23 protein-coding genes are annotated in these 24,810 nt (G+C 68.1%); 12 read left to right on the forward strand and 11 right to left on the reverse strand.

Going from position 1 to position 24,810, the window contains the following annotated elements:
- Positions 1 to 178: 178 nt before the first annotated feature.
- Entirely contained in the window at positions 179 to 682 is a 504-nt protein-coding gene (locus tag Q0Z66_RS09080; RefSeq protein ID WP_298040388.1) for a hypothetical protein, read from the forward strand.
- 12 nt (positions 683 to 694) lie between these two features.
- On the opposite strand, the gene Q0Z66_RS09085 is transcribed toward Q0Z66_RS09080, so the two are convergent.
- Together Q0Z66_RS09085 and Q0Z66_RS09090 are read right to left on the reverse strand one after the other, a co-directional pair.
- Positions 695 to 922, reverse strand: a complete 228-nt coding sequence (locus Q0Z66_RS09085; RefSeq protein ID WP_298040390.1) for a helix-turn-helix domain-containing protein — start codon at positions 920 to 922, stop codon at positions 695 to 697.
- A gap of 130 nt (positions 923 to 1,052) precedes the next feature.
- On the reverse strand, positions 1,053 to 1,670 hold the full coding sequence (locus Q0Z66_RS09090) for a TetR/AcrR family transcriptional regulator (RefSeq protein ID WP_298040392.1): 618 nt from the start codon (positions 1,668 to 1,670) through the stop codon (positions 1,053 to 1,055).
- A 283-nt stretch (positions 1,671 to 1,953) separates the two neighbouring features.
- Between Q0Z66_RS09090 and Q0Z66_RS09095 the strand changes: the two genes are divergently transcribed.
- Positions 1,954 to 2,586: a LysE family translocator gene (locus Q0Z66_RS09095; RefSeq protein ID WP_298040393.1), complete on the forward strand. Its 633-nt coding sequence runs from the start codon at positions 1,954 to 1,956 to the stop codon at positions 2,584 to 2,586.
- A gap of 96 nt (positions 2,587 to 2,682) precedes the next feature.
- Here Q0Z66_RS09095 and Q0Z66_RS09100 read toward each other — a convergent pair whose 3' ends face one another.
- Positions 2,683 to 4,626, reverse strand: a complete 1,944-nt coding sequence (locus tag Q0Z66_RS09100; RefSeq protein WP_298040394.1) for a sialidase family protein — start codon at positions 4,624 to 4,626, stop codon at positions 2,683 to 2,685.
- Between the two features lie 204 nt (positions 4,627 to 4,830).
- Here Q0Z66_RS09100 and Q0Z66_RS09105 point away from each other — a divergent pair, with 204 nt between their 5' ends.
- Positions 4,831 to 5,967, forward strand: coding sequence for an AI-2E family transporter (locus Q0Z66_RS09105; protein ID WP_298040395.1), 1,137 nt, complete (start codon positions 4,831 to 4,833; stop codon positions 5,965 to 5,967).
- Positions 5,968 to 5,982: 15 nt separating this feature from the next.
- On the opposite strand, the gene Q0Z66_RS09110 is transcribed toward Q0Z66_RS09105, so the two are convergent.
- The 3 genes from Q0Z66_RS09110 to Q0Z66_RS09120 are packed head-to-tail and all read right to left on the reverse strand — an operon-like array spanning position 5,983 to position 8,672.
- Positions 5,983 to 7,134, reverse strand: coding sequence for an aminotransferase class I/II-fold pyridoxal phosphate-dependent enzyme (locus Q0Z66_RS09110; RefSeq protein WP_298040396.1), 1,152 nt, complete (start codon positions 7,132 to 7,134; stop codon positions 5,983 to 5,985).
- 42 nt (positions 7,135 to 7,176) lie between these two features.
- Positions 7,177 to 7,887, reverse strand: a complete 711-nt coding sequence (locus tag Q0Z66_RS09115) for a manganese efflux pump MntP family protein (protein ID WP_298040397.1) — start codon at positions 7,885 to 7,887, stop codon at positions 7,177 to 7,179.
- A gap of 56 nt (positions 7,888 to 7,943) precedes the next feature.
- Entirely contained in the window at positions 7,944 to 8,672 is a 729-nt protein-coding gene (locus tag Q0Z66_RS09120; RefSeq protein ID WP_298040399.1) for an IclR family transcriptional regulator, read from the reverse strand.
- 116 nt (positions 8,673 to 8,788) lie between these two features.
- On the opposite strand from Q0Z66_RS09120, the gene Q0Z66_RS09125 reads away from it, so the two are divergent.
- Positions 8,789 to 10,120, forward strand: coding sequence for an MFS transporter (locus Q0Z66_RS09125; protein ID WP_298040401.1), 1,332 nt, complete (start codon positions 8,789 to 8,791; stop codon positions 10,118 to 10,120).
- Positions 10,121 to 10,220: 100 nt separating this feature from the next.
- Here Q0Z66_RS09125 and Q0Z66_RS09130 read toward each other — a convergent pair whose 3' ends face one another.
- Entirely contained in the window at positions 10,221 to 10,658 is a 438-nt protein-coding gene (locus tag Q0Z66_RS09130; RefSeq protein WP_298040403.1) for a MarR family transcriptional regulator, read from the reverse strand.
- An 89-nt stretch (positions 10,659 to 10,747) separates the two neighbouring features.
- Between Q0Z66_RS09130 and Q0Z66_RS09135 the strand changes: the two genes are divergently transcribed.
- The 8 genes from Q0Z66_RS09135 to Q0Z66_RS09170 all read left to right on the forward strand — a co-directional run bounded on the left by Q0Z66_RS09135 (position 10,748) and on the right by Q0Z66_RS09170 (position 19,382).
- Entirely contained in the window at positions 10,748 to 12,202 is a 1,455-nt protein-coding gene (locus Q0Z66_RS09135; RefSeq protein WP_298040405.1) for an MFS transporter, read from the forward strand.
- Between the two features lie 117 nt (positions 12,203 to 12,319).
- Complete coding sequence (locus tag Q0Z66_RS09140; RefSeq protein ID WP_298040406.1) at positions 12,320 to 12,967, forward strand: GntR family transcriptional regulator; 648 nt, start codon at positions 12,320 to 12,322, stop codon at positions 12,965 to 12,967.
- 117 nt (positions 12,968 to 13,084) lie between these two features.
- Positions 13,085 to 14,059: an ABC transporter substrate-binding protein gene (locus Q0Z66_RS09145; protein WP_298040408.1), complete on the forward strand. Its 975-nt coding sequence runs from the start codon at positions 13,085 to 13,087 to the stop codon at positions 14,057 to 14,059.
- Positions 14,056 to 14,892 carry an ABC transporter permease gene (locus tag Q0Z66_RS09150; protein ID WP_298040410.1) on the forward strand — a complete coding sequence of 279 codons (837 nt, stop codon included), beginning with the start codon at positions 14,056 to 14,058 and terminating at the stop codon, positions 14,890 to 14,892. The genes Q0Z66_RS09145 and Q0Z66_RS09150 overlap by 4 nt, the downstream gene beginning before the upstream one ends.
- A complete protein-coding gene (locus Q0Z66_RS09155; protein WP_298040412.1) occupies positions 14,889 to 15,662 on the forward strand; it encodes an ABC transporter permease in 774 nt (257 codons plus the stop codon). The genes Q0Z66_RS09150 and Q0Z66_RS09155 overlap by 4 nt, the downstream gene beginning before the upstream one ends.
- Positions 15,652 to 16,479 (forward strand): ABC transporter ATP-binding protein, encoded by an 828-nt coding sequence (locus Q0Z66_RS09160; protein WP_298040414.1) that lies wholly within the window; start codon positions 15,652 to 15,654, stop codon positions 16,477 to 16,479. The genes Q0Z66_RS09155 and Q0Z66_RS09160 overlap by 11 nt, the downstream gene beginning before the upstream one ends.
- Positions 16,480 to 16,576: 97 nt before the next feature.
- A complete protein-coding gene (locus tag Q0Z66_RS09165; RefSeq protein WP_298040416.1) occupies positions 16,577 to 17,764 on the forward strand; it encodes an MFS transporter in 1,188 nt (395 codons plus the stop codon).
- Positions 17,765 to 17,948: 184 nt separating this feature from the next.
- Positions 17,949 to 19,382 (forward strand): MFS transporter, encoded by a 1,434-nt coding sequence (locus Q0Z66_RS09170; protein ID WP_298040417.1) that lies wholly within the window; start codon positions 17,949 to 17,951, stop codon positions 19,380 to 19,382.
- A gap of 63 nt (positions 19,383 to 19,445) precedes the next feature.
- Here the strand turns inward: Q0Z66_RS09170 and Q0Z66_RS09175 are convergent, their stop codons facing one another.
- The 4 genes from Q0Z66_RS09175 to Q0Z66_RS09190 form a co-directional block, all read right to left on the reverse strand.
- Positions 19,446 to 21,158, reverse strand: a complete 1,713-nt coding sequence (locus tag Q0Z66_RS09175) for a long-chain-fatty-acid--CoA ligase (protein ID WP_298040418.1) — start codon at positions 21,156 to 21,158, stop codon at positions 19,446 to 19,448.
- Between the two features lie 149 nt (positions 21,159 to 21,307).
- A complete protein-coding gene (locus tag Q0Z66_RS09180; protein ID WP_298040420.1) occupies positions 21,308 to 22,816 on the reverse strand; it encodes an aldehyde dehydrogenase family protein in 1,509 nt (502 codons plus the stop codon).
- Positions 22,813 to 23,457 (reverse strand): HD domain-containing protein, encoded by a 645-nt coding sequence (locus tag Q0Z66_RS09185; protein WP_298040422.1) that lies wholly within the window; start codon positions 23,455 to 23,457, stop codon positions 22,813 to 22,815. The genes Q0Z66_RS09180 and Q0Z66_RS09185 overlap by 4 nt, the downstream gene beginning before the upstream one ends.
- Before the next feature lie 15 nt (positions 23,458 to 23,472).
- Complete coding sequence (locus Q0Z66_RS09190) at positions 23,473 to 24,756, reverse strand: FAD-dependent oxidoreductase (RefSeq protein WP_298040423.1); 1,284 nt, start codon at positions 24,754 to 24,756, stop codon at positions 23,473 to 23,475.
- Positions 24,757 to 24,810: the final 54 nt, after the last annotated feature.

Genomic DNA, 24,810 nt, shown 5'->3' on the forward strand with positions numbered 1-24,810 from the left:
GGATACTTACTGGGACGTCCCATAAGACAGATCCTTCCAAGGAATCCTGTCTCCGGACACACCGGGGCGAGTCAGACCTCCTTCAAGAAAACGAGAACTCATGTCTGAAAGCACTCCTTCTCCCTCTGAAGCGCCGGGCCCCGAGCCTACGGACGCCCGCGAACCTCAAGAATCAGCCATGACATCACAAACACTTGTCGACCCACCCCGGAACCGAAGCTGGAAATTTCCCGCGATCATCGCAGGGGGAGCACTCATCGCAGCCTCTGCAATTGGCGGAATAGCCCTTGCAGTCACGAAACCCACGAATATTGAGCGCGTTTACGAAGCCTGCGAAGGCAGCAAACCAATCGAAAGCTACCTCGCGGACGAGGGCCAATCCGACAATTCCGCCGCGCTGTCCGAAACTTTCAGCCCGATGCTCGAAGGGGTACTGGCCCTTGAGGACAATGGCAAAACGTTGATTATTCAGACCAAGGGTCAGGATGATGACCCGCTAGGCGTGGGTAGCCTCGTCGTGGACTGCGTATTCGAGGAGCTCCCAGTCCCAGCCTTCGTGCAGACGAACATTAGGTCAGTCACCGCATCGTCCGGACGCCTCTCCGAAACCTGGGACGGGTACGAAGCAACCTTCGGTTACCACCCGGACAACGGGGCAAACATCGTCATCGTCAAGCGCTGAGCCCGCCAAAGCTCAGGCATCTGAACTCGTCTCGAGGTAGAGCTTGCCTCCGGTCTGCGAGATGAACCTCAGGAGGCGCTCAACCGATTTCGTCTGCTTTCCCTGCTCGAGTTCGACGATATAGCGCTGGCTGACGCCGAGCTCGTCGGCCAGCTCACGCTGAGTCAGACCCGCCTCGGCCCGCAACTCGACCAACAGGTGCCCGAGCATTGCAGAGTCTTTAATCGGCGCGCTGCGCATGTGATTACCTTTCCCTCATCAAGCATACGTGATGAGTTTTTCCGACTCAAGGCCCTGTGATGAGGATTTCATACTCACGGCGACAGCGGCACGGCTCCGTCGGCAGCACAACGACTCCGAAGCGCGCCGCTCAGTCCGCGACGCCCAGCAGCTGGCCGAGCCGACGATACGCCCGCCGATAGGCATCCTCGTCGACGATGAGCCGCCCGCCCTCCTCGATCAGCTGGGGGATCGCCTCTTCGCCGAGAGAGATGCACAGAGCGACGATCATCTGCGCCTCGGCCATGCTGTCGATATCCGGAATCTTGGCGAATTCACGATGATCATCGAGCCAGGCGGCAACGACGTCGACGAGGCCCTCACGGCTCTCATCGCTCGACCAGGAGACCGCCGTCGTCGCCCCGGGTTCACGGGAGAGCAGCGCCAGGCGCCGCTGGGCGATGTCGTCATCGAGCTGACCGCGGAGCGTCTCGGTGACGATCAACGATGCGGCGATCACGAGGGCGTCGCTGTACTTCGTGAGCAGTCGTTCGGTGAGCGCAGGGTCGTACGTCAGGGGCGGGCCGAAGATCGCGTCATCCAGCGAGGGGAAGTAGTTGAAGAACGTGCTGCGCGAGACCATCGCGGCTTCGCAGATCTGATCGACGGTGACGCTCTGGATGCCGTTCTCATAGGCGAGGTCGACAGCCGCCTGCTCCATCCGCCGTCGAGTGAGACGCATCTTGCGCTCACGCAGCCCTTCAGACACGAAGCCTTCTCCTCACTCCACTCCGGTGATCAACGTTACGCGCATGGAGTCGATGTTGTGGCCGCCTCCCCAGGCGGCCACAACAACGGGTGAACCATGGAAACCGGTGACCAACGCGTCCCCAGAAGCGCCCCCTCGGCCATCGATATCCCCCTCCTTCCGATGCCGTCCTCGAGAACGGCGGAAGTTGTCAAAGTTGGATCACAGTGCAACTTTACACACCAATGTAAATTTACGCACGAACTTTATTCCGCCGCGCACGGCTCGGGAGTATATTTCGGGCATGCCTCCGTTCGAGAACCTTCTCGCGTTCGCCATCGCGTCCGTGGTGATCATCGTGATCCCCGGGCCGAGCGTGCTGTTCGTCATCGGTCGTTCGATCGCGCTGGGTCGCCGAGCAGGCGTGCTCAGCGTGGTCGGCAACGCGCTCGGCACCGTCCCCGCGGTCGTCGCCGTCGCCTTTGGGGTGGGCGCGATCGTCGCGTCCTCGGTCGCCGCCTTCACCGTGATCAAGATCGCCGGCGCCATCTACCTCGTCTACCTCGGCGTACAGGCCATTCGGCACCGGCATGCGCATGTCCCTGGCACGGACAGTGCTCCGGCATCCGCTCGCAAGCTCCTGGCCGAGGGCTTCATTGTCGGAATGACGAACCCCAAGACCATCGCGTTCTTCGTCGCCGTGCTCCCGCAGTTCGTCGCCCCCTCGGCGGGCAACGTGTGGGCACAGCTGCTCCTTCTCGGTCTCACCTTCCAACTGCTCGCGCTCGTGTGCGACAGCGTCTGGGCACTCGCTGCCGGAACCGCGCGGGCGTGGTTCGCGCGATCACCGCGCCGCATCTCGACGCTCGCCGGCACCGGAGGCGTCATGATGATCGGCCTCGGCGGCACCCTCGCGCTGACCGGTTCGAAGAGCTGAGATTCGGGCAGGGCACGGATGCTCCGCGCGCCCGCCACACCCCGAACACACGGATCCCGCCGGTCGAGGGGGCAACCGGCGGGACACGTGCGGGGCTCAGCGCAGTTGCACCGCCGGAGCATCCAGGTCGATGCGCGTCACGCTCGATCCCGAGGTCGAGGTCCACGTCGTGGACGGCGTGTACGAGCCCGCGTCGAGATCGGCCTGCGTCACGACGTGCGACGCCGAGGTGCAGGTGTAGGACTGCTCGCCCGGCAGCGAGCGGTAACGGCAGTTCTGCGCGGCGTTCGCCGGGTCGAAACCGGCGAGGTCGCCGGTCGGAACGACGGCGGTCGTCGCGGTCGAGAGGTTTCGCACTGTGAACGAGAACCGCAGCACGTCACCCACCGCATAGGGCGCCTGAGCGTTCGTGTGCGAGCCGACGACCGAGATGTTTCCCGCCGCACCGAAGTACACACCGGGGCCGGTGTGCTCGACGGTCGTGACGGTCGATCCCGAGGTGGAGGTCCAGGTCGTCTCGGGCACGAAGAACTGCGCGTCGAGGTCGGCCTGGGTGATCGTGTGCTTCGCCCAGGGGCACGTGTACGACCCGCGCGCCGGCAGGTCGCGGTAGCGGCAGTTCTGCGCGGCGTTCGCGGGATCGAAGTTCGTCAGCCCCGCGCCGACCGGGGAGATCGTCGTCTTCGATGCCGACAGGTTCGTCACGGTGAACGCGTAGGAGACGACGTCGCCGACCTTCCAGCCGCCCGCGGGAGCATCGCTGGTCACCCGAGACGAGCTGATCTCGAATCCACCCGGGGTGGCGCTCGGCGCAGCGAGCAGCCAGTCGTGGTCGAACTTCGCGAAACGGATGCCCGCGTAGCCCCGGTCGGGCTCATAGAGGATGCCGATCGTGCCGTCCGGCAGCGTTGCGAGCGTCGAGTACCCCATGCCCTCCGGTTGGAAGACCCGCGAGATCGACCACGTCTCACCGTCGTCGTAGCTGATGCGGATGGTGCCGTTCTCGCGCTCGACCTGGGATGCCGAGTTCGAGAACAGCAGCACCTTCGCCTCGTCCGATCCCTGCGGGGCGTTGGGGTAGGCGCGCAGGATCGAGGCGTTGTTGGTCGGGTCGGGCAGGTCGGTGTCGAGGGTGACGGGCCCGTAGGTGACGCCGCCGTCGGTCGAGTACGCCACCTTGCGGTAGTACGACCTGGCCGAGTCGCGCGAGTTCATCATGACGCGGCCGTCGGAGAGTTCGACGGTCTTGTTCTCGTCCATGCCGGTGCCGAAGGGCGTGCCGGCCTGCCAGGTGTCGCCGTGGTCGTCGGAGTACACCGACACGGCCTGCACCTGACCGTCGGTGGCGAGGAACGTGAACTGCTGCACGAGGCGGCCGGCCCACGGGCCGTAGCGCAGCTGGATGCCCTGACCGGATGCCGCGAACCGCGACTTCACGTCGAGATCGCCCGTGATCTCAGCGGTGATGGTGCGGCCGGTCCAGGTGTGGCCGTCATCGGTCGAGACGGAGACGTTCGCGTGCGTGACGGAGCGGTCGTCCGGGTCGGAGCCCGGCGCCGAGCCCCAGAATCCCTGGTCGTAGGACTTCACGTGGAAGTTGAAGATCGTGCCGGTCTCGCGGTCGACGATGTAGCTGGGGTCGGAGTACCCCTCGATCGGATCGCTCGTCTTTCCCGCGGCGATGACCTCCTGCGGCCCCCAGGTGACGCCGTTGTCAGTCGAGCGGCGCTGCAGGATCGAGTTCGGGCCGGGCGAATCAGCCCCGGTCGGGCGACCATCGTACGAGGCGAGCAGGTCGCCGGAGTTCGTGACGGTCAGCGCCGGTATGCGGTAATTCGGGAACCCGCCCTGCCCATTGGTGGCGAGCTGCTGCTCGGTGTACGAGCCGGCACCGCCCGTGGGAGCGGCGATGTCGAAGTCGGGATCGGGTGCGGCGGCGGTCGCTGCGGAGAGGGGGATCAGCGCGCCGCTCACCCCCATCAGCAGTGCGGTCGCAAGCACGAGTGCTCGGCGAGAGGATCGGCGGGGAGACGTGATCATCCTGTTCCTTCCGGGGGTCGGCGACGCCGACCGTCGCGCCCGGAAAGGGGCGAGATGCAGCGCTGCAACTCGGGATGTCAGATGTCTGACGTTAAGGAAGCTAGACCACCGGATACATGCACGTCAATGGTTCGGAGGTGCCGCAGCATCCTTTTGTTAGGTTTGCTGAGCGACGTTCAATCGCCACCAGGGGAGGCACCGGACATGAGATTTTTCCGCCGAATCGAGATTCCCGCCGAAATCCGCGATGGATCGGATGCTGTCGAGCCCGGCCTGTGGTCCCGTGGATTCGGCCTCGCCGCAACCCGCAGCCTGCAGACGCTCGCCGTCCTCGCACTCGTCGCGATCGCCGTCTTCGCGATCACGCAGCTCTCGCTCGTGTTCATCCCCGTCACGATCGCGCTGATCCTCGCCTGCGCCATCCACCCGGTCGTGAATCTCATGCGCAAGCGGGGCGTCCCCTCGATCCTCGCCACGTGGATCGCGCTCATCGGGATCATCGTGGTTCTCGGCGGCATCATCTGGGTCATCGTGCTCACCGTGCGCACCCAGTGGGATGACCTGGCGACCTCCGCCACCGAGGGCTTCGTGCAGGTGGCGGCGTGGGTGCAGACGCTCCCCTTCGACATCGAGGCGATCGATCTCGATGACGTGTGGTCGACCGTCACGGGCTTCCTCACCAGCGCCTCGTTCGGCCAGGGCGCTCTCGCCGGCGTCTCGGCGACGGCCAGCTTCTTCACCGGCCTCGCACTGATGATCGTGGTGCTGTTCTTCTTCCTCAAGGACGGACCGCGCATCTGGGAGTTCCTGCTGCGCCCCTTCACCGGCCAGGCCTACGCCCGCGCCCGCCGGGTCGGCGATAAGGCCGTCGAGGTGTTCGGCAGCTACATCCGCGGCACGTCGATCGTCGCGGCGGCCGATGCGATCGGCATCGGCATCGGCCTGGCGATCCTGCAGATCCCGCTGGCCGTGCCCCTCGCCGTGATCGTCTTCCTGACGGCATTCATCCCCCTCGTCGGCGCGACCGCCGCCGGCATCCTCGCCGCCCTCGTCGCGCTCGTCACGCACGGGCCGATCGAGGCGCTCGTGGTCGTCGGAATCGTCGTGCTCGTCAACCAGCTCGAGGGCAACTTCCTGCAGCCGGTCGTCATGGCCCGCTCCCTCAAGCTGCACGCCCTGGTCATCCTGCTCGCGTTGACCGCCGGCACGATCCTCGGCGGGATCGTCGGCGCCGTGCTCTCGGTGCCGCTCGCCGCCGCGGCTTGGGGCATCATCACCGTCTGGGACGGCCCGAGCACCCCCGCGCGCCCGTTCCGTCAGAAGCGCTCCGAAACGGTCTGATCCCGCGCGGGACGGTCACCGCGCGGCGAGGGCCTCGCGGATGCGGCCGAGCGCCTCGCCCAGGAGCGGGCGGGGCATGGCGAACACGAACCGGGTGAATCCGATCGCGGCCTCGCCGCATGCGGCGCCGTCCGTCATCGCGACGCGGGCATTCTCGCGGAACCACTCCCCCAGATCGCCGGTCAGTCCGGTCTCCCGGAAGTCCAGCAGCGCGATGTACGTGCCCTCGACCGCGGTCAGGCGCACACCGGGAATCCCGGCGACGAGCTGCTCGAGCATCCGCCGATTGCCGTCGAGGTAGTCGCGCACATCGTCGAGCCAGCCCGCGCCCGCCGTGTAAGCGGCGAGGTTCGCGACCGCACCGATCGTCGCGGTGCCATGCCCCAGCCATCCGCCATCGGCCTGCCAGAGCGCTTCGGACTCGGCATCCGAGAAGATCATCTGCGCGCACTTGAGACCGGCGAGATTCCACGCCTTCGAAGCGGATGCCGCGGTCACGGTGTGCGCGGCGGCCGAGGCGGAAACCGAGGCGTAGGGCACGTGCTGCGCGTCGCCGTAGACGAGAGGCGCGTGGATCTCATCCGAGAACACCCGGCCGCCGGCCCGCTCGACGACCTCCGCGACCGCCCCGAGCTCATCGCGCGTGAAGACCGTGCCGAGCGGGTTGTGCGGGTTGCAGAGCACGAGCAGCTCCCCGCCGTCGGCGAAGGCCTGAGCGACGGCATCCAGGTCCATGACCCAGCGGCCATCGACCTCACGGCTCGGCACCTCGCTCACGCGGCGGCCGTGCCTGGGCGGCACCGACAGGAACGGCATGTACGCCGGCGTCGGCACGATCACCGCACCCTCCGGCGAGGTGAAACGGGTGAGCGCGAACTCGAAGGCCGCGATCACATCGGGCACGAGCTTCACCCGGTCGGCGCCGAAGCGCCAGCCGTAGCGCTCGGAGTACCAGTCCGCCGTCGCCGCACGCAGCTCGGCGTCCAGGTGCGCGGGCAGATATCCGGTGAGGCCCGCATCGACGGCATCCGTCATCGCCCGCCGGATCACCGGAGCGACGCCGAAGTCCATCTCGGCGACGAAGGCGCCGATCGCGTCGGGGAACATCGTCCACTTCAGGCTGCCCGCCGCACGCAGGTCGGTCTCGGTGATCGCGTCGAAGCTCATGCCCCCATTCTCACCGCACGGAGGCCGGAGAGGGCGATGCGATCAGCCCAGGTGCTCGATGAGGATGCTGACACCGATGCCGACGAGCACGAGCCCGCCGACGATCTCAGCTAGCTTCCGGAACCGGGTGCCCACGCGGTGCCCGATGAGCACGGCCACGAACGAGAGGGCGAAGGTGACGAGCCCGATCACGGCGATCGCGAACCAGATGTTGATGTCGAAGACCGTCAGGCTCACACCGACGGCGAGCGCATCGATGCTCGTCGCGATCGAGAGCATGACGACCTCCCGCACCGAGAACGCCTCTTCGCTGTCGACCGTGTCGCCATCACCGCCGCGCAGCGCCTCCCAGAGCATCTTCCCGCCGATGACGAGCAGCAGACCGAAGGCGATCCAGTGGTCGATCGGGTCGATGATGTCGGAGAACGCACTCCCCAGCATCCATCCGATCAGCGGCATGAGCGCCTGCGAGAATCCGAAGGCGATCGCGAGGACGAGCGCTCCCTTCAGAACGCCGCGGCGCAGCGCGAGCCCCTTGCCGAGGGCGACGGCGAAGGCATCGGCGGAGACGCCAAGGGCGAGCAGGAGCAGGGTGAGGAACGGCATGACAATCCCGGGTCGTGCCGGCGGGAGCCGACGGTGCATGGCGCGGGGCGACAGGATGCCGCATCCGCGCGCCGCTGCGCTGATCGCCTCATCCAGCCTGTCCCATGGACGCTCGGGGACACGACTCGGAATCGTGATTGCCAGCATTTCGGGGCGCTGAAATCACCGGCTCCCGGTGGAAGGAGATCCCCGGATGCCGCGTCTCAGCGCTGCCGCGATCGCACTGCCTCGGCGACCTCGCGCAGATCCTGCGCCCACCGGTCGGCATCGTCGCGCGTGTACCGGGCGATCGGCAGCGCGATGCTCAGCCCGATGCGGTGACCGCCGACCTCGCCGATCGACGTGGCGAGCGCCGCGATGCCGGGCTCGCTCTCGGCGAGGTTCGAGGCGATCCGGGTCGTGCGCACCTCGGCGAGATCCTCGAGAAGCGCCGGCATATCGATATCGGTCCGTGCATGAGGGAGGCCTGCGGCATCCGCGTAGCGCTGCACGATCTCTTCATCGGTGAGATCGGCGAGCAGCGCCTTGCCGCCGGCGGTGGCGTGCGCGGGCAACCAGACGCCGACGCGCAGCCCGAAGCGCAGCGTGTGCGTGCGGGCCTCGATGCCGTCGAGGTGCAACACGCGGGTACCGTGGAGCGCCGCGAGGTGCACGGTCTCTCCGGAGCGGTCGAACAGCGCCTCGAGCGCGGGGCGCAGACGGTCGGTGAGCTGCGGGATGCGCGTCGAGAGTCCGGGGCTCGTCAGAGCGGGGCCGGCTGAGTAGCGGCGGTCGGGGCTCTGCACGGCGAAGCCGTCGTGCACGAGCGTGGCGAGCAGCCGTTGCGCGGTGGAGGCGTTGACGTCGAGCAGAGCGGCGGCCTCGGTCACGCCGAGCGAGCCGTGGTCGATGATCGTCTTCAAAAGGACGAGGGCACGGTGGACGGACTCCACCCGTGGCGCTTCTTTGCGTATCACGCAAAAGAAGCTACCAGGGATTGCTTCTTACGCAAAGAGGTTCTACTATCGCTTAAATCGGAAACAGTCCGCACCCCAACGATTGAGGCACCATGTCGATGAAGACAGGAATTCTTCCCGAGACCGCGAGTATGCGAGCCCCGGGCAACCAGAGCAAGCGCTCCTCTCTCGCGGGCTTCATCGGCTCCGCGCTCGAGTACTACGACATGTACATCTACGCGTCGGCATCCGCCCTCGTCTTCGCCCGCGTCTTCTTCGCGGACGCCGGCGCCACCGGCCTGCTCTACTCCCTCGGGCTCTACGGCGTGGCCTACCTCGCCCGACCGCTCGGCGGATTCATCGCCGGGCACCTCGGCGACCGCTTCGGCCGCCGCAACATCATGATCCTCACCCTGCTCGTCATGGGTGTCGCCACGTTCCTGATCGGCTGCCTGCCGTCCTACGACACGGTCGGCATCCTCGCGCCGATTATGCTCGTCGCTCTGCGCCTGTGCCAGGGGCTGTCCGTCGGCGGCGAGCTCGCCGGAGCGACCTCGCTCACCCTCGAGCACGCTCCCGAGAAGCACCGCTCGCTCTACACGTCCTGGGCCGTCAACGGCATCTGGGTCGGCTACATCCTCGCAACCCTCGCCTTCATCGGCGTCGCCGCCCTCCCCGACGACCAGCTACTCGCGTGGGGTTGGCGCGTGCCGTTCTGGCTCAGCGCCGTGCTCCTCGTGGTCGGCCTCATCATCCGCAGCACCGTCCGCGACACGGAGGCGTTCACGATCGAGAAGGAGTCCGGCACCACCGCGAAGGTGCCGCTGGGCGAGGTGCTGCGCCACCAGCCGTGGGACGTCGTGCGCCTGATCTTCGCATCCTTCCTGCTCGTCATCAGCACCACCGTCCCCGTCTACGGCCTCACCTACGCCACGAACGTCGTGGGCATCGACGCCGACGTCATGCTGTGGGCCGTCATCATGGGCTACGTCGTGGCGCTCATCACCCAGCCGCTCATGGCTTCGCTCGCCGACAAGATCGGCCGCAAGCCCGTACTCATCGGCGGCAACCTGCTCGGCGCCGTCGCCGTCTGGCTCTTCTTCTGGGCCGTCGGCGAGGCGAACATCCCGATGATCTTCATCGGCGTGCTGCTGACGGTCTCGATCGCCCTGGCCGCGACGAACGCCGTGTACCCCTCGTACTTCGCCGAGCTGTTCAACGTGCGCTACCGCGTGACCGGCATGGCCGTCGGCCTGCAGCTGGGCCTCGTGCTGACCGGCTTCTCGCCCGTCATCATTCAGGCCATCTCCACCGCCAACGGCGACGCCTGGTGGCCGGCTGCAGCCTACACGACCCTGGCCTGCGTCATCTCGGCGATCGCGATCGGCACGGGCCGCGAGACGTACAAGACGCCGCTCGACGAACTGGGCGTGCAGCAGCGCTGAGCCCCTGCGGCTCGAGCCTCCGCTCCCGTCGCACTTTCTGTCGGCGCGTCGCCTCGACGCACGACAGAAAGTGCGACGGGAGCGTTTTGCACTCGGGGGATCAGTCGCGCGGATCGGCGCGGTAGTCCTCGATCGAGGCGTTGAAGCGGTGCAGGAGTTCGGCGAAGCGGTCGACGTCGTCATCCGACCAGTCGCCGAGGATCTTTCCGAGAGCATCCACCGAGCGATCGCGCACCGCGACGAGGCGCTGTTCGCCCTCGGGGGTGAGCACGAACTTCCGCGCCAGACCGCCCTCGGGATCCGGCTTGCGCTCGAGGAATCCGGCCCGCATGGCCGCGCCCGTCTGACGCTGCAGCGTGGACGCGTCGAGGTGGAGCATCTCGCTGAGCTCGCCGATCGACATCGGGCCATGGATGCTGATTCCGCTCAACAGCAGATAGACGCTGCGGTCCATGCCGCGCGCGCTGCGATGGTGCGCGATCGTGTAGCGGCTGAGCATCATCTGCTCGTACTCGATGTCTCCGATGCGGCGTTCCATGACCTGCCTTCCGATTACTCGATCCTAGCGCCGATGTGTAACATACCTACGTTATGCATAGTGCATATCGAGAATGTTGAGGGGGCCTCGTGGCCAGGGCAGAAACCGCACCGAAGACCGGATTCATCGTCGGAGTCCTCGCGCTCGCCGGGATCGCGGCATCCATCACCCAGACGATGGTGACCCCGCTCATCCCGCAGCTGCCCGCGATCTTCGCCACCTCACCCGCCAACACCGCCTGGATCATCACCGCGACGCTGCTGACCGCCGCCGTCGCCGTGCCGATCTCCGGCCGCCTCGGCGATCTCTTCGGCAAACGGCGCATGATCCTCGTGCTCGCCGTTCCGCTGATCCTCGGCGGCCTGGTCTGCGCCGTCGCCCCGAACGTCGAGATCATGATCACCGGCCGCGCCTTGCAGGGCCTCGGATCGGGAATGGTCCCCCTCGGAATCGCCCTGCTGCGCGACCTCGTGCCGACCGACCGCCTCCCCTCGGCGATCGCCACGGTCAGCGCAACGCTCGGTGTCGGCGGCGCGATCGGCCTGCCCGTCTCGGCGGCCGTCATCGAGTTCGCCGACTGGCGCACCCTCTTCGTCGGCGGAGCCGCCGTCACCCTGCTCGTCGCCCTCGCGATCTGGCGCTTCATCCCCGTCACCGCCGCCGGCGCCGCCGGCCAGCGCTTCGACGGCCTAGGTGCGATCGGCCTCGCGATCGGCCTCGTCTCCCTGATCCTCGCGGTCTCGAAGGGCTCCGAATGGGGATGGGCTTCACCCCTCACCCTCGGGATGCTCGCCCTCGCCGTCATCGTGCTCGTGCTCTGGGGCTTCTGGGAGACCCGCACGACCGACCCGCTCGTCGACCTCCGCACCGCGGCGCGGCCCCGCGTGCTGCTGACCAACATCGCATCCATCTTCGTGGGCTTCGGCATGTACGCGAGCATGCTCGTCATGCCGCAGATTTTGCAGCTGCCGAGCGCAACGGGCTACGGCCTCGGCCAGTCGATCCTCGCCGCGGGCCTGTGGATGGCTCCTGCCGGCCTCATGATGATGCTCCTCTCCCCCGTCAGCGGTCGACTGATCCGCACGCGCGGACCCAAGTTCACCCTCGTGCTCGGCGTCTCGATCCTCGCCGCCGGCTACGGCGTGGGCCTCGTCGGCATGGGCAGCACATGGGGGCTCCTGCTCACCGGAATCGTCATCAACAGCGGTGTCGCCTTCGCCTACGGCGCCATGCCCGCCATCATCATGAGCGCGGTCCCACGCAGCGAGACCGGAGCTGCGAACGGCTTCAACACGCTCATGCGCTCGCTCGGCACGACGACCGGCGCTGCCGTGATCGGTCTCGTGCTCGCCCAGATGACGACCGACCTCGGCGGAACCGCGGTTCCCACCGAATGGGGCTTCCGCACCGCGCTGATCCTCGGCGCCGGGGTCTCGGTCGTCGCCGCGATCATCGCCGCGTGCATCCCGGCCGCGAAGAAGGCCGACCTCGGGATCCCGGCGCAGGATGCTCCGACCGAGGAGCCCGTCGGCTCCGCGCGCTGAGCGCGGGCTCGCATTGTCGCTCCCGCAAGTCCTGACGCTCGACGAAACCACCCATCGCCAACCGCACGCTCATCGGCTACATTGTCAACAATCTTGCCGCCCTTGAGAGGAACGCCGATGCCTGACAAGACCGACGTGCGCGCACAGTTGCGCGACGCCATCCTGCGGGGCGTCTACGCCCCGCGCCAGCGCCTCATCGAGGCGGATCTCGCCACCGAGTTCGGCGCCAGCCGCTTCACCCTGCGCAACACCCTGATCCAGCTCGAGGCGGAGGGCCTGATAGAGCTCACCCCGAACCGGGGTGCGCGGGTGCGCGAGATCTCCCCGACCGAGGCGATAGAGATCACCGAGATCCGCCAGTCGGTCGAGGGGCTCGTCGCCGCCCGGGCGGCCGAGAGGGTGACGGATGCTCAGATCACGGTGCTGCGTCAGATCGGTGCCGACATGGTCGAGGCCATCGACGGTCATGAGCTGATGCGGTATTCGGAGCTCAACGTCGCCCTGCACGCCACGGTGCGCGAGATCGCCGAGCATGCGGCTGCCGATCGGGTGCTCGAGCAGCTCAACGGGCAGATGGTGCGCCATCAGTTCCGACTCTTCCTCGTGCCGGGGCGGCCCAGCACATCGCTGCCCGAGCATCTCGAGATCATCGAGGGCGTCTGCACGCGCGACCCCGCCCGTGCCCGTGCCGCGATGGAGATTCACGTCGGCAGCGTCATCGCGACTCTGAAGGAGTTCGCCGAAGCCGTCCCCGTTCCCCTCTGACGCCCCTCTCGCGGATTGTTATCAATTTCGTAAACAGAATTGACAGCGTCATCGGCTCGTGAGTAGCGTCGGGTCATCGGATGGCATTGGGGCCGTCCGCCGACACGACGGAGTGACATGAAAAAGGCAGGCATCTTCGCCCTCGCTGCGATCACCGCGGGCGCACTCGTACTGACCGGATGCACCGATTCGGATGCCCCGGCCACCGGATCCGGCGGCGACAGCGGCAGCTCTGCGGACCTGACGCCCATCACGGTCGGCGTCATCCCGATCGCCGACACCGCCGCCCTCTACGTCGGAGAGGCCGAGGGCTTCTTCGAGGAGCAGGGCCTCGACCTCACGATCGAGACCGCCACCGGCGGCGCTGCGATCGTGCCCGCCGTCGTCTCCGGCGACTACGACTTCGGCTTCAGCAACACGCTCTCCCTCATGGTCGCGGCCGACCAGGGCCTCGACATCCAGATGGTCTCGGCCGCTGTCGGCACGACCGGAGACACCACGAAGGACATGGGCGCGGTCATCGCCAAGCCCGGCTCCGGAATCTCCTCGCCCGCCGACCTCGCCGGCAAGAAGGTCTCATCCAACAGCGTCGGCAACATCAACGACACCGTCGTGCGCTCGGTCGTCGATGAGAACGGCGCCGACTCGTCCACGATCAGCTTCGTCGAGGTGCCCTTCCCCGACGCGATCGCCGCCGTCGAGAACGACCAGGTCGATGCCGCGTTCGTCGTCGAGCCGTTCGTCACGAGCGCTCTGGACGCCGGCCTCGACGTCATCACCTACGCCTACGCCGACTTCGACACGAACCTCGACATCGCCGCCTACTTCTCCCTCAACAGCATCGACGCCGACCTGCTCGAGAAGTTCCAGACCGCGATGACCAAGTCGCTCGAGTTCGCCGACGCGAACCCCGACGTCGTCCGCGAGGTCATGGCCACCTACACCTCAACCCCGCCCGAGGTCCTCGCCGAGATCACGCTGCCCACGTTCCCGACCGAGATGGACCGCGCCTCGATCGAGAAGCTCGCCGCCGCGGCCCAGGAGTACGGCGTCCTCAAGGCCGAGCCGGACTTCGACAACCTGCTGCCGTGACCGCAGTCATCAACACGCACAGCGAGGTGCGGCGGCTCGGCCGCCGCACCTCCTGGGTGGGCAAGAACAGCGGAGCGCTGCTCGGCCTCGTGGGCGTGGTGGGCTTCCTCGCCATCTGGGAGATCGCCTCCCGCTCGGGCCTGGTGAACTCCCGCTTCATCCCCGCCGCCAGCGACGTGCTCGTGCGCTTCGGCCAATACGTCATCGACAAGGCCTTCTGGCGGGACGTGGGCGACACCATGACCAGCTGGTTCGTGGGCCTGCTCATCGCCGCGATCGCCGGCATCGTGCTCGGCTTCATCATCGGATCGAGCCGCTTCATGGAGCGCTTCACGCACTCCACGATCGAGTTCCTGCGGCCTGTGCCCTCCGTGGCCCTCATCCCGCTCGCGGTGCTGCTGTTCGGCACCAAGATGCAGTCCAGCCTGCTCCTGATCGTCTACGCCGCGTTCTGGCAGATCCTGCTGCAGGTCATCTACGGAGCGAAGGACGTCGACCCGGTCGCCGACGCGACCGCCCGCAGCTACGGGCTCAGCCGCCTGCAGCGCGTGCGCCACGTCGTCTGGCCGACGGCGCTGCCCTACCTGATGACGGGTCTGCGCCTCGCCGCGGCGGTCGCCCTCGTCCTCGCCATCACGGCCGAGATGCTCATCGGATCCCCCGGACTCGGCAAGCAGATCGCCGAGACACGAGAGGGCGGCGACACCCTCAGCATGTACGCGCTGATCGTCGCGGCCGGACTCATCGGCGTGGCCATCAACCTCGTCGCCCGCTTCGTCGAGCGGCGCGTGCTCGCCTGGCACACCTCCGTACGAATCGAGGCGATGGGATGAAGTTCCTCAAGTCCGTCCTGTTCCTGCTGGGGCTGCCCGCGATCCTCATCGCCCTGTGGTGGATGTCATCGGTCGTCAACCCGAGCTTCTACGTGCCGACTCCGCCGGAGCTCGTTACGACGTTCTTCGAGACGTGGTTCGGGGAGCGCTTCCAGCGCGACGTGCTGCCGAGCATCGGCCGCCTCAGCCTGGGAGTCATCGGCTCCATCGCTTTCGGTGTGGTCTTCGGCATCCTGATCGGATCCTTCCGTACCGTCCGCCGCCTGCTCGAACCGCTCCTGGAGTTCTTCCGCGCGATCCCGCCGCCCGTCCTGCTGCCCCTGCTCATGATCGTCATGGGCGTGAACTGGCGCATGCAGGTGTTCGTGATCATCTTCGGATCGCTCTGGCCCGTGCTGCTGAACACCGTCGAGGGCGTGCGCGCCACCGACGAGGTGCAGCGCGAGACCGCCCGCAGCTACGGACTCGGCCGGCTCGACCGGCTGCGCTACCTGACGCTGCCCGCCGCGGCACCGCAGATCATGGCCGGTGTCCGCCAGTCCCTGTCCATCGCCCTGATCCTCATGGTCATCTCGGAGCTCTGGTACACCTCCGCGGGCCTCGGGTTCACCATCGTCCAGTTCCAGCGGAACTTCGCCGTCCCCGAAATGTGGAGCGGCATCCTGGTTCTGGGCCTGCTCGGCCTCGCCCTCGCGGTCATCTTCCGCTACGCCGAGCGTTACATCCTTCGCTGGTACCACGGATTGAGAGAAGTGCAGCGTGAGTCCTGACAACAACACCCCCGTCCTCCTCGTCGAGGGTCTTCGCAAGGTCTACCCGGCACCCACGCCGCAGGCCGAGGCCGTCGAGGCCATCCGCGACCTGACCTTCTCGATCCCGCAGGGGCAGCTCGTCTGCATCGTCGGCCCATCCGGCGCCGGCAAGACGACGCTGCTCAAGTGCATCGCCGGGCTCCTGCCGCCCACCGCGGGCCGGCTCGAGATCGAGGGCAAGGCCATCACCGGCCCGCCCAAGACGATGGCCGTCGTCTTCCAGGAGTACGGGCGCAGCCTGTACCCGTGGATGACCGTGCAGGGCAACGTCGAGCTGCCGCTGAAGAGCGCGGGCATCGCGAAGGCCGAGCGTCGTCGCATCTCGCAGGAGGCCCTCGTCGCCGTCGGCCTCGCCGATGCCGGCGACAAGTACCCGTGGCAGCTCTCCGGCGGCATGCAGCAGCGCGTGGCGATCGCCCGCGCCGTGGCCTACCGCCCGCAGATCCTGCTGATGGACGAGCCGTTCGCCGCGGTCGACGCGCAGACCCGCGCAGACCTCGAGGACCTCGTGCGCAAGATCTGGAAGGACCTCGGTGTCACCGTGCTGTTCGTCACGCACGACATCGACGAATCGGTCTACCTCGGCCAGCGCGTCATCGTGCTGTCGAACCGGCCGACCGTCGTGCAGGACGACATCACGATCGACCTGCCTGATGAGCGCGACCAGCTCACGACGCGCTCCGACCCGCGCTTCGTTGAACTCCGCCACCACATCTACGGCGAGATCCAGCGCGCGAAGACCAACTCGGGCGCCACGCAGCAGGCCTCGGCCTGACACACTCGTTCCCGTCGCACTTTCTGTCGGCCTGCCACACTGGCACGCGACAGAAAGTGCGACGGGAACTGCGCGTTCGCGCGGAGAGAGGATGCACATGAGGGCTCGACACTGGCTCGGGATCGTCGCGCTGTGCCTGGTCGCCGTGCTCATGCGCCCCGCGGTGACAGCGGTCGGTCCGGTCATCGACCGGATCGCCGGGGACACCGGCATCCCGCTCGCCCTCCTCGGGTCCCTCTCGACCATCGTGCTGCTCACCTGGGCGGTCGTCTCCCCGTTCGCCCACGGGCTCGGCCGCCGCCTCGGCCTCGGCGCCGCGGTCCTCGCCGCCCTCGGCCTGCTGCTGCTCGGGGTCGTCGTGCGATCCATCCCCGGCTCGAGCATCTGGCTGTGGGTGGGAACGGCCCTGATCGGCATCGCCCTCGCGATCGGCAACGTGCTGCTTCCCGCCGTCATCAAGAGGGACTTCCCGTTGCGGGTTCCTCTGATGATGGGCGTGTACTCGGCGATCCTCGGCGGGGCGGGTGCGGTGGCATCCGGTCTCGCGGTTCCGATCGCGGATGCCACGGGCGCCGATGCCGGAGCCGGATGGCGGCTGTCGCTGCTCGTGACCGGCGCCGCGCTCGCCCCGATCGCGATCCTCGCCTGGTGGTCCGTCATCCGACACGAGGCGCGCACCCGAGATGCGGCCGGCACCGCGGCGTCCCGCGCCGCGATCTGGCGCGACCCCGTGGCCTGGCAGGTCGCCGGATACATGGGCGTGCAATCGACCACCTTCTACGTGCTCGTCACCTGGATCGCGACGATGTCGCTCGACACCGGCCGCGACAGCACACTGGCCGGCATCGATGTCATGGTCTACCAGGTGTTCTCGCTCGTCGGCTCGCTCGCGATCGCCGCCGCCATGCGCGGCCGCGGCGCCCGCATCACCCCTGCGGCCCTCCCCCTGCTCGGCATCGCCGGGATCATCGGGCTCATGCTCCTGCCCGACCTCATCGGCTTCTGGGTCATCCCGCTGGGCACCTTCTCGGGGATGTCCCTCGGCGTCTCCCTGACCCTCATGGCCGAACGCGCCCGAGACGCCAGCACGTCATCCGCCCTGTCCGGGATGTCGCAGGCCGTCGGCTATGCCATCGCCGCGATCGGTCCCGCTCTGTTCGGCGCCGTGCAGGCGAGCACGGGCAGCTGGGCACCATCGCTCGTGACCTTGCTCGTGACCATGAGCCTGCAGGCCCTGTTCGGCATCTTCGCCGCCCGGCCCCGCTTCGTTCTCGACCGCTCCTGAGTCCCGCTTTCCTGATTTCTCAGGAAGGGCGCCGATACAATGGACGACGGCCTCGAGCCGCAATGACGCATTCGATGACACGACACGACGAACGTCCCCACTGCGGCAGCTTCTGACACGGCACGGTCGAACCGCGCACCGCCCGTTCACCCCGTGTCAGGAGCCCCTCTTGTCGTCTTCCTCCGTGCCCACGCGCACACCCCGTCAGGCGGTGGGGATGATCGCCGTCGCCGCCGCGGCCGCCTTCCTCGCCACTTTCAACGAGACGTTCCTCAACGTCGCACTCACCCCGATCATGCAGGACTTCGACGTCACCGTCGGCACCGTCCAGTGGCTCGCCACCGGCTACCTGCTCGTCGCCGCCGTGTTCGTGCCGGTCGCGAACGTGCTCTACCACCGCTTCTCCACACGGCCGCTGTTCGTCATCACCGTCGCGTTCCTCGTCGTCGGCTCGATCATCGGCGCCCTCGCCCCGAGCTTCGAGGTGCTGCTCGTCGGCCGTCTGCTGCAGGCGATCGGCACGGGACTTCTGACCCCCATCGGCATGAACATCACGCTGACCGTGGCGCCGCGCAAGAAGCTCGGCCTCGCCATGGGCATCATGGCCGCGATGACGACCCTCGGCCCGTCGCTGGCGATCGTGCTGTCGGGCATGCTGCTGACCATCGCCCCCTGGCCGTTGCTCATGTGGGTCTTCGGCGCGCTCTCGATGATCGTCCTGATCCTCGGCGCCCTGCTGCTGCGCAACGTCGCCGAACTCGGCCGCCCCGTGCTCGACGTCGCCTCGTTCCTGCTCATCACCATCGGCCTCGTCGGCCTGCTCTACGGCGTCTCCACCGTCTTCGAAGGCTCGCTGCTCATCGCGCTCGGCGCCATGGTCGTCGGCATCATCGCGCTCGTGCTGTTCGTGGTTCGCCAGAACCGTATCTCGAACCCGTTGATCGACATGCGCCCGTTCCGCAACACGCCCTTCGTACTGGGAATGCTCATGACCATGCTCGGTCTGCTCTTCGTCTTCGCGATGAACGTCGTCGTGCCGATCTTCCTGCAGTCCGCGCAGGGCGTCGAGCCCCTCGGCGCATCGCTGGCCCTGGCCCCCGGCATCCTTCTCACCGTGGTTCTCGGCCCGATCGCCGGACGCCTCTTCGACCGCCACGGCGGACGCGTGAGCATCGCCCTCGGCTACCTCGTGATGGCGGTCTTCGTCGCGCTCGTCGTGATCACCGCCGGCAGCGGCTCGGTGGTCCTGCTCGCGCTGCTCTACATCCCGGCCGTGCTCGGCACCGCGTTCGTCGTCGGCCCCGCACAGACCTTCGCGCTCGCCAGCCTCGACCGCGAACTCGCCCCGCACGGCATCACCGCCATCAGCACCGGGTTCCAGATCGCCGGTTGCGTCGGCACCTCGCTCGCCGTCGGCATCTACGGCGCGCTCTCCAGCCTCGAACTGACCGACGGCGGTTCGTCCACGCTGCTGGGCTTCCGCGGCGTCGGCGCCCTCGTCGTGCTGGCCTCGGTCATCGGCATCGTCCTCGCGATCGCCGCCTACCGCGGTAAGCGCGGTGCGGTGACGACGGCGGACTCCGATGAGGCCGCAGCCGAGGCATCCGTCCCCGCCTGACCCCACGAAACGAAAAAGGGGGCGCACCGGTCGAACCGGTGCGCCCCCTTCGTGCTTTCGGGGTCAGTCCTCGATCGCGCGCGTCGCCTTGCGGTCGGCGATGAGCGTGTCGCGCACCGTACGGCGCAGCACCTTGCCGATGAGCGAGGTGGGCAGCTCTTCCCAAACCGTGTAGGCGCTCGGACGCTTGTACTCGGCCAGGTGCTCGCGCACCACGGCACGGACCGCATCCTCGTCGAAGGTGGCGCCCTCTTCGAGCACGACAACCGCCGTGACGACCTCGGCTCCGCTTCCGCGGGGGATGCCGACGACGGCGGATGCCGCAACCCCCGGAACCGTCACGATGACCTGCTCGACCTCACTGGGTGCGACGTTGAAGCCGCCCGTGATGATGATCTCCTTCTTGCGGTCGACGACCGTGACGAACCCGTCCTCGTCCTGCACGACGAGGTCGCCGGTGCGCAGCCAGCCGCCCTCGAGCAGGGTCGCGGCCGTCTCTTCGGGGCGGTTCCAGTAGCCCTGGAACACCTGCGGGCCGCGGATCAGCAGCTCACCGGACTCCCCCAGCTCGACCTCGCGGGTCGGCTCGTTCGGGTCGACGACCTTGATGTCGGTCGACGGGAACGGGATGCCGATCGCACCGATCTTGCGGTGGTCGGTGAACGGGTTCGCGAGGGCAACGGGGCTCGTCTCGGTGAGGCCGTAGCCCTCGTTGAGCATGCTGCCGGCCTGATCCTCCCAGCGCTTGACGACCGCCGGGGTCAGGGTCATCGCGCCGGAGATCGCGTAGACGACGCCGGAGAGGTCAAGCTTGCCCTCCTTCGCCACGCGCGCGAGGCGGTCGAACATCGGCGGCACGGCGGGCACGAACGTCGGCGGGAACTTCTTCGCCGCCTTCTCGACCAGTGCGGGATCGAACGTCGGGAACAGCACCGCGCACGAACCGGTCTCGACCGAGTAGATGACCGACAGCAGCACGCCGAAGGAGTGGAACATCGGCAGCAGGCCGTAGATGCGCCCCTCGCCGCGGGTGAACTCCGGCATCCACGCACCGCCCTGGCGGGCGTTCGACCACAGGTTGGCGTGCGTGATCATGGCACCCTTGGGGGTTCCGGTCGTGCCGGAGGTGTACTGCAGGGACGCCAGATCGGATGCTGCGGGGCGCGGGTGCGACGCGGCCAGCGGTGCGCTCTTCTCGAGCTTCGCGAACGGGATCGTGCCCGGGGCGGGAGCCGTCAGCTTCTCGCGGGACTCGCGGGCCTTGGCGATCGGCAGCCCGAGCGCGAACCGCATCGAGAGGGGCATCGCGGTCGTGACGTTGACGGAGATGATGTCGCGCGGGCGCACATCGTCGGGAAGCTCGCGCAGCGTCGGCACGAGCTTGTCCCAGGTGATCACGACCTGGGCGTTGTGGTCGCGGAACTGCACCTCGAGCTCATCGCGGGTGTAGAGCGGGTTGTGCTCGACGACGACGGCGCCCAGGCGCAGCACGGCGTAGAACGCGATCACGTGCTGGGGCGCGTTCGGCATGATCAGGGCGACGCGGTCGCCCGCCTTCACGCCCAGCTCGCGCAGACCGTTCGCGGTGCGCGCGACGCGGTCGCCGAGCTCGCGGTAGCTGACCGTGCGGTCGAAGAAGGCGATCGCGGGGCGGTCGCCCCACTCGGCGACGCGCTCATCGAGGAGGTCGCTGAGCGAACCGGTGACCGGTTCGATGTCGATCGGGGTGCCCGGCGCATAGAACCGGTTCCAGGCGCGCGTCTCGTTCATCTGCATAGGAAAATCCTACGCTGTGCGGCGTTTCGGGGCCGGGCGGGGGCGATCGGCGTTGCTCCCTGCGGAGGTTGTTGCACCTGGCGGACTTTCTTCCACAGAACCTCCGCCAGGTGCAACAACCTCCGCCAGGTGCAACCAGTGCGCGGGCGTCAGCGCACGCGGCGGTGCACCGACTGCGGCGTGAGGTACGCGGCCAGCCCCTCCAGCCCGTACTCGACCCCGAGCCCGGAGTCGTGCCTGCCGCCGAAGGGCGCGTAGTGGTTCGAGGCGAACATGTTGACCCCGACCGATCCGGTGTCCATGCGCCGGGCGATGCGGAACGCGGCATCCTCGTCCCCGCCGAACACGATCCCGCCGAGGCCGAACGGGGTGTCGTTGGCGATGTCGACCGCGGCATCGATCGAATCGGCCCGCAGCAGGGTGATGACGGGGCCGAAGATCTCCTCCCGCGCGATCGTCATATCGGGCGTAACGTCGGCGAACACGGTCGGCGCGACGAACGCCCCGCCCGGGATGGGCTCTGGCACGTCTCCTCCGACGGTGGCCCGGGCCCCCTCGGCGACGCCGGCGCGGATGTACCCGAGCACGCGGTCGCGCTGCGCGAAGGTCGCGACGGGCCCGAACACGGTCGACGGGTCGAGCGGGTCGCCGACGGGGGCCGCTGCGACCGTCGCCGTCACCATGTCGACGAGCTCGTCGTAGCGGTCGGGCGTCGTGACCAGCCGCGTGGAGATGTAGCAGGTCTGCCCGGTGTTGCGCATGCTGCTGCGGATCAGCACCTTCGACATGGCATCCAGATCAGCATCCGGCAGCACGAGCGCCGTCGACTTGCCGCCCAGTTCCAGCGTCACCGGTCGCAGCAGCTCGCCGCAGGCGGCGGCGATGCGCCGGCCCACCGGCGTCGACCCGGTGAAGGCGACCTTGTCGATGCCCGGATGCCGCACGAGCAGCTCGCCCGTCGCGCCCTCGCCGGTGATGAGGTTGATGACCCCCGGCGGGATGCCGGCCTCGTCGGCCGCGTCCAGCAGGAACCGGATCGACAGCGGCGTGGGGCCGGCGGGCTTGATGACCACGGCGCACCCGGCGACGAGTGCGGGGGCGAGCTTGATCACGACGAGGTTGATCGGGAAGTTCCACGGTGCGATGAGCGCCGCGACGCCGATGGGGTCCTGCGCGACGACGGTCTCCGCTCCGCCGGTCGGGAACGCCCGAACGTCTCCGGCTTCCAGGTGCGAGGCGAGGCTCGCGAACACCCGCAGGATGGACGCCGCATTCGCCGCGGCCCCGGCGGTCTCCGAGACGGGCGAGCCGTTCTCGAGCGTGTTCGTGATGCTCAGCACATCGGCCCTGCGCTCCACGGCATCCGCCATGCGGCGCAGCAGATCCGCACGCTCGGAGGGTGCTCGGGCCGCCCACTGGGGTTGGGCGGCCCGAGCGGCTGCGACCGCGGCATCGACGACTGCTTCGTCCGCCTCCGGCACCGACCCCCATTCCTCACCGGTCGCCGGATCGACGACCGGTGAGGTCACGGGGGAGGTCGCCGTCGTCTCGACCCCGCCGATGCGGTGGCCGCTGACGCGGGTGTACGGCAGTCCTGCCGCGGCCTCGCGGTGGCGATCGCGCATCGCCGCCACGGGGTCGTCTGTGAGAAGGGTCATGACAACTGCTCGATCTTCAACAGCAGCTCGGCGCGGTCGAGCTCGGCGGTCGCCATCTGCACGGCCGCGTCGGTGAGCAGTTCAGGCATGATCTCGGCGTGCAGCCGGCTGCAGTAGTGCGAGGGGGTGAATCCGAACCACTGCGAGGCCAACGCGATGCCGGTCGGGGTGAAGCGCCACAGCCGGTCGGCATCGCGCACGAGCGAGTCCTCGATGGAGCGCGACTCCTGCCGGGTGTCGTGCCCGTCGATGATGTCGGTGACGCGAGTGATGAACGCGTCGTCGTAGCCGAGCGGCGGCAGGACCTCGCGGGCGATGTCGCAGCCGTGCCGCTCGTGCTCGTAGCGCACGTCGGCCCGGCGCCAGTCTCCGGCGAAGCCCTCCGAGATGATGCGGTCCTGGTCGACGCGCGCCCAGCCGGTGTCGTGCAGCAGGATCGCGACCCGTACGACGAGGGAGTCTGCCTCGGGGTGCGCCTGGCAGAGCCGCTCGGCGAAGGCGAACGAGATGGGCAGGTGGATGTCGTTCTGCCGCGAGCGCGACTCGGCGACGATGGCGCGCCACAGCGGGTCGAGGTCGTCGTGCGCAGCGGCGGCCGAGATGGGGGTGGTGTCCACGGGGGTGACGGCGGGGAGGGTCATGTCGTTCTCCGGCTTTCAGACGGTCGCGGCGTCGGGCAGCACGACGGCGGATTTGAGCGGGACGGTGGTGTCGCGGGCGGCATCCGGCGGGATCGTCCCGCCCTTGGCGAGCGCGGATTTCACGGCGAGGAACTCGACCGGGTGGTTCACGACGTCGGCGGCGATGAGGCGGCCTTCGCGGTAGTAGAGCACCGAGAACTTCTCGCTGTCGGGCTCGCCGCGCACGATCACCTGGTCATATCCGGTCGACAGCCCGGCGATCTGCAGTTTCAGATCGCCCTGGTCCGACCAGAACCACGGCACGGACCGGTACTCGGCCTCTTCGCCCAGGAGGGTCGCGGCGGCGATCTTCGCCTGCTCGAGGGCGTTGTTGACGCTTTCGAGGCGGATGCTGCCGCCGATCCCGAGCGGGTAGGGGTTGGGCATGAGGGTGCAGTCGCCGGCGGCGACGGTCATGCCATCGGATGCTCGGGCCGCCGAATCCACGACGATGCCGCCGTCGACCGCGAGGCCGAGCTGGTCGGCGAGTTCGGTGCGCGGGATGACGCCGACGCCGATGAGCACGAGATCGGCGGGGATCACGGTGCCGTCCTCGAGCTCGACGCCGGTGACGGAGCCCTGGGCTCCGGCGACGCGGGCGTCTCCGCCGAGGATGCCGCGGATGCGGGCATCGAGCACGACATCGATGCCGCGTCGGCGGTGCGCATCGAGGTAGAAGGCACTGGTCTCCTCGGCGACGACGCGGCCGACGAGCCGGGGCGCGGCTTCGAGCACGGTGACGTTCTTGCCGAGGCCGCGGGCGACGGCCGCGGTCTCGAGTCCGATGAATCCGCCGCCGATGACGACGACGTTCTTCGCCTGCTCGTCGGCGAGCGCGGGCTGCAGGGCGATGGCCTGATCGGCGTCGCGCAGGTAGTGCACGCCGTGATAGTCGGTGCCCTCGAGCGGGAGCCGGCGGGCGGATGCCCCGGTCGTCAGCGCGAGGCGGTCGAATTCGATGCGGCGACCGCCCTCGGTGGTGGCGACACCGGTGCCGTCCGGCGAACGGTGCACCGTGACGATGCGGTCACCGGTGACGAGCTCGATGTCGCGTTCGGCGAACCACTCGCGGGTGCGGAGGATGACGTCATCGGGCTGAAGCTCGCCCTTGATCCACCCCTTCGACAGCGGCGGTCGCTGGTAGGGGCGGTGCGCCTCTTCGCCGACGAGGAGGATCGGGCCGGTGTCGCCGCGCTCGCGCAGCACCGAGGCGATCTGGACGCCTGCCTGGCAGGCGCCGACGATGAGTGTGGTGGACATGGCGCTCTCCGGTCAGATCTGGTCGCTGGGGGTGGTGACGTGGTACTCGCAGCC

It is taken from the genome of uncultured Microbacterium sp. (assembly GCF_947632095.1).
GTDB lineage: Bacteria > Actinomycetota > Actinomycetes > Actinomycetales > Microbacteriaceae > Microbacterium.

Coding starts and splice junctions, on each gene's coding strand:
- Q0Z66_RS09115 (WP_298040397.1), bottom strand. CDS start 7,887: ATGCTGGCAATCACGATTCCGAGTCGTGTCCCCGAGCGTCCATGGGAC.
- Q0Z66_RS09180 (WP_298040420.1), bottom strand. CDS start 22,816: ATGACCCTTCTCACAGACGACCCCGTGGCGGCGATGCGCGATCGCCAC.
- Q0Z66_RS09185 (WP_298040422.1), bottom strand. CDS start 23,457: ATGACCCTCCCCGCCGTCACCCCCGTGGACACCACCCCCATCTCGGCC.
- Q0Z66_RS09125 (WP_298040401.1), top strand. CDS start 8,789: ATGTCGATGAAGACAGGAATTCTTCCCGAGACCGCGAGTATGCGAGCC.
- Q0Z66_RS09140 (WP_298040406.1), top strand. CDS start 12,320: ATGCCTGACAAGACCGACGTGCGCGCACAGTTGCGCGACGCCATCCTG.
- Q0Z66_RS09145 (WP_298040408.1), top strand. CDS start 13,085: ATGAAAAAGGCAGGCATCTTCGCCCTCGCTGCGATCACCGCGGGCGCA.
- Q0Z66_RS09080 (WP_298040388.1), top strand. CDS start 179: ATGACATCACAAACACTTGTCGACCCACCCCGGAACCGAAGCTGGAAA.
- Q0Z66_RS09085 (WP_298040390.1), bottom strand. CDS start 922: ATGCGCAGCGCGCCGATTAAAGACTCTGCAATGCTCGGGCACCTGTTG.
- Q0Z66_RS09095 (WP_298040393.1), top strand. CDS start 1,954: ATGCCTCCGTTCGAGAACCTTCTCGCGTTCGCCATCGCGTCCGTGGTG.
- Q0Z66_RS09100 (WP_298040394.1), bottom strand. CDS start 4,626: ATGATCACGTCTCCCCGCCGATCCTCTCGCCGAGCACTCGTGCTTGCG.
- Q0Z66_RS09155 (WP_298040412.1), top strand. CDS start 14,889: ATGAAGTTCCTCAAGTCCGTCCTGTTCCTGCTGGGGCTGCCCGCGATC.
- Q0Z66_RS09165 (WP_298040416.1), top strand. CDS start 16,577: ATGAGGGCTCGACACTGGCTCGGGATCGTCGCGCTGTGCCTGGTCGCC.
- Q0Z66_RS09175 (WP_298040418.1), bottom strand. CDS start 21,158: ATGCAGATGAACGAGACGCGCGCCTGGAACCGGTTCTATGCGCCGGGC.
- Q0Z66_RS09190 (WP_298040423.1), bottom strand. CDS start 24,756: ATGTCCACCACACTCATCGTCGGCGCCTGCCAGGCAGGCGTCCAGATC.
- Q0Z66_RS09110 (WP_298040396.1), bottom strand. CDS start 7,134: ATGAGCTTCGACGCGATCACCGAGACCGACCTGCGTGCGGCGGGCAGC.
- Q0Z66_RS09105 (WP_298040395.1), top strand. CDS start 4,831: ATGAGATTTTTCCGCCGAATCGAGATTCCCGCCGAAATCCGCGATGGA.
- Q0Z66_RS09130 (WP_298040403.1), bottom strand. CDS start 10,658: ATGGAACGCCGCATCGGAGACATCGAGTACGAGCAGATGATGCTCAGC.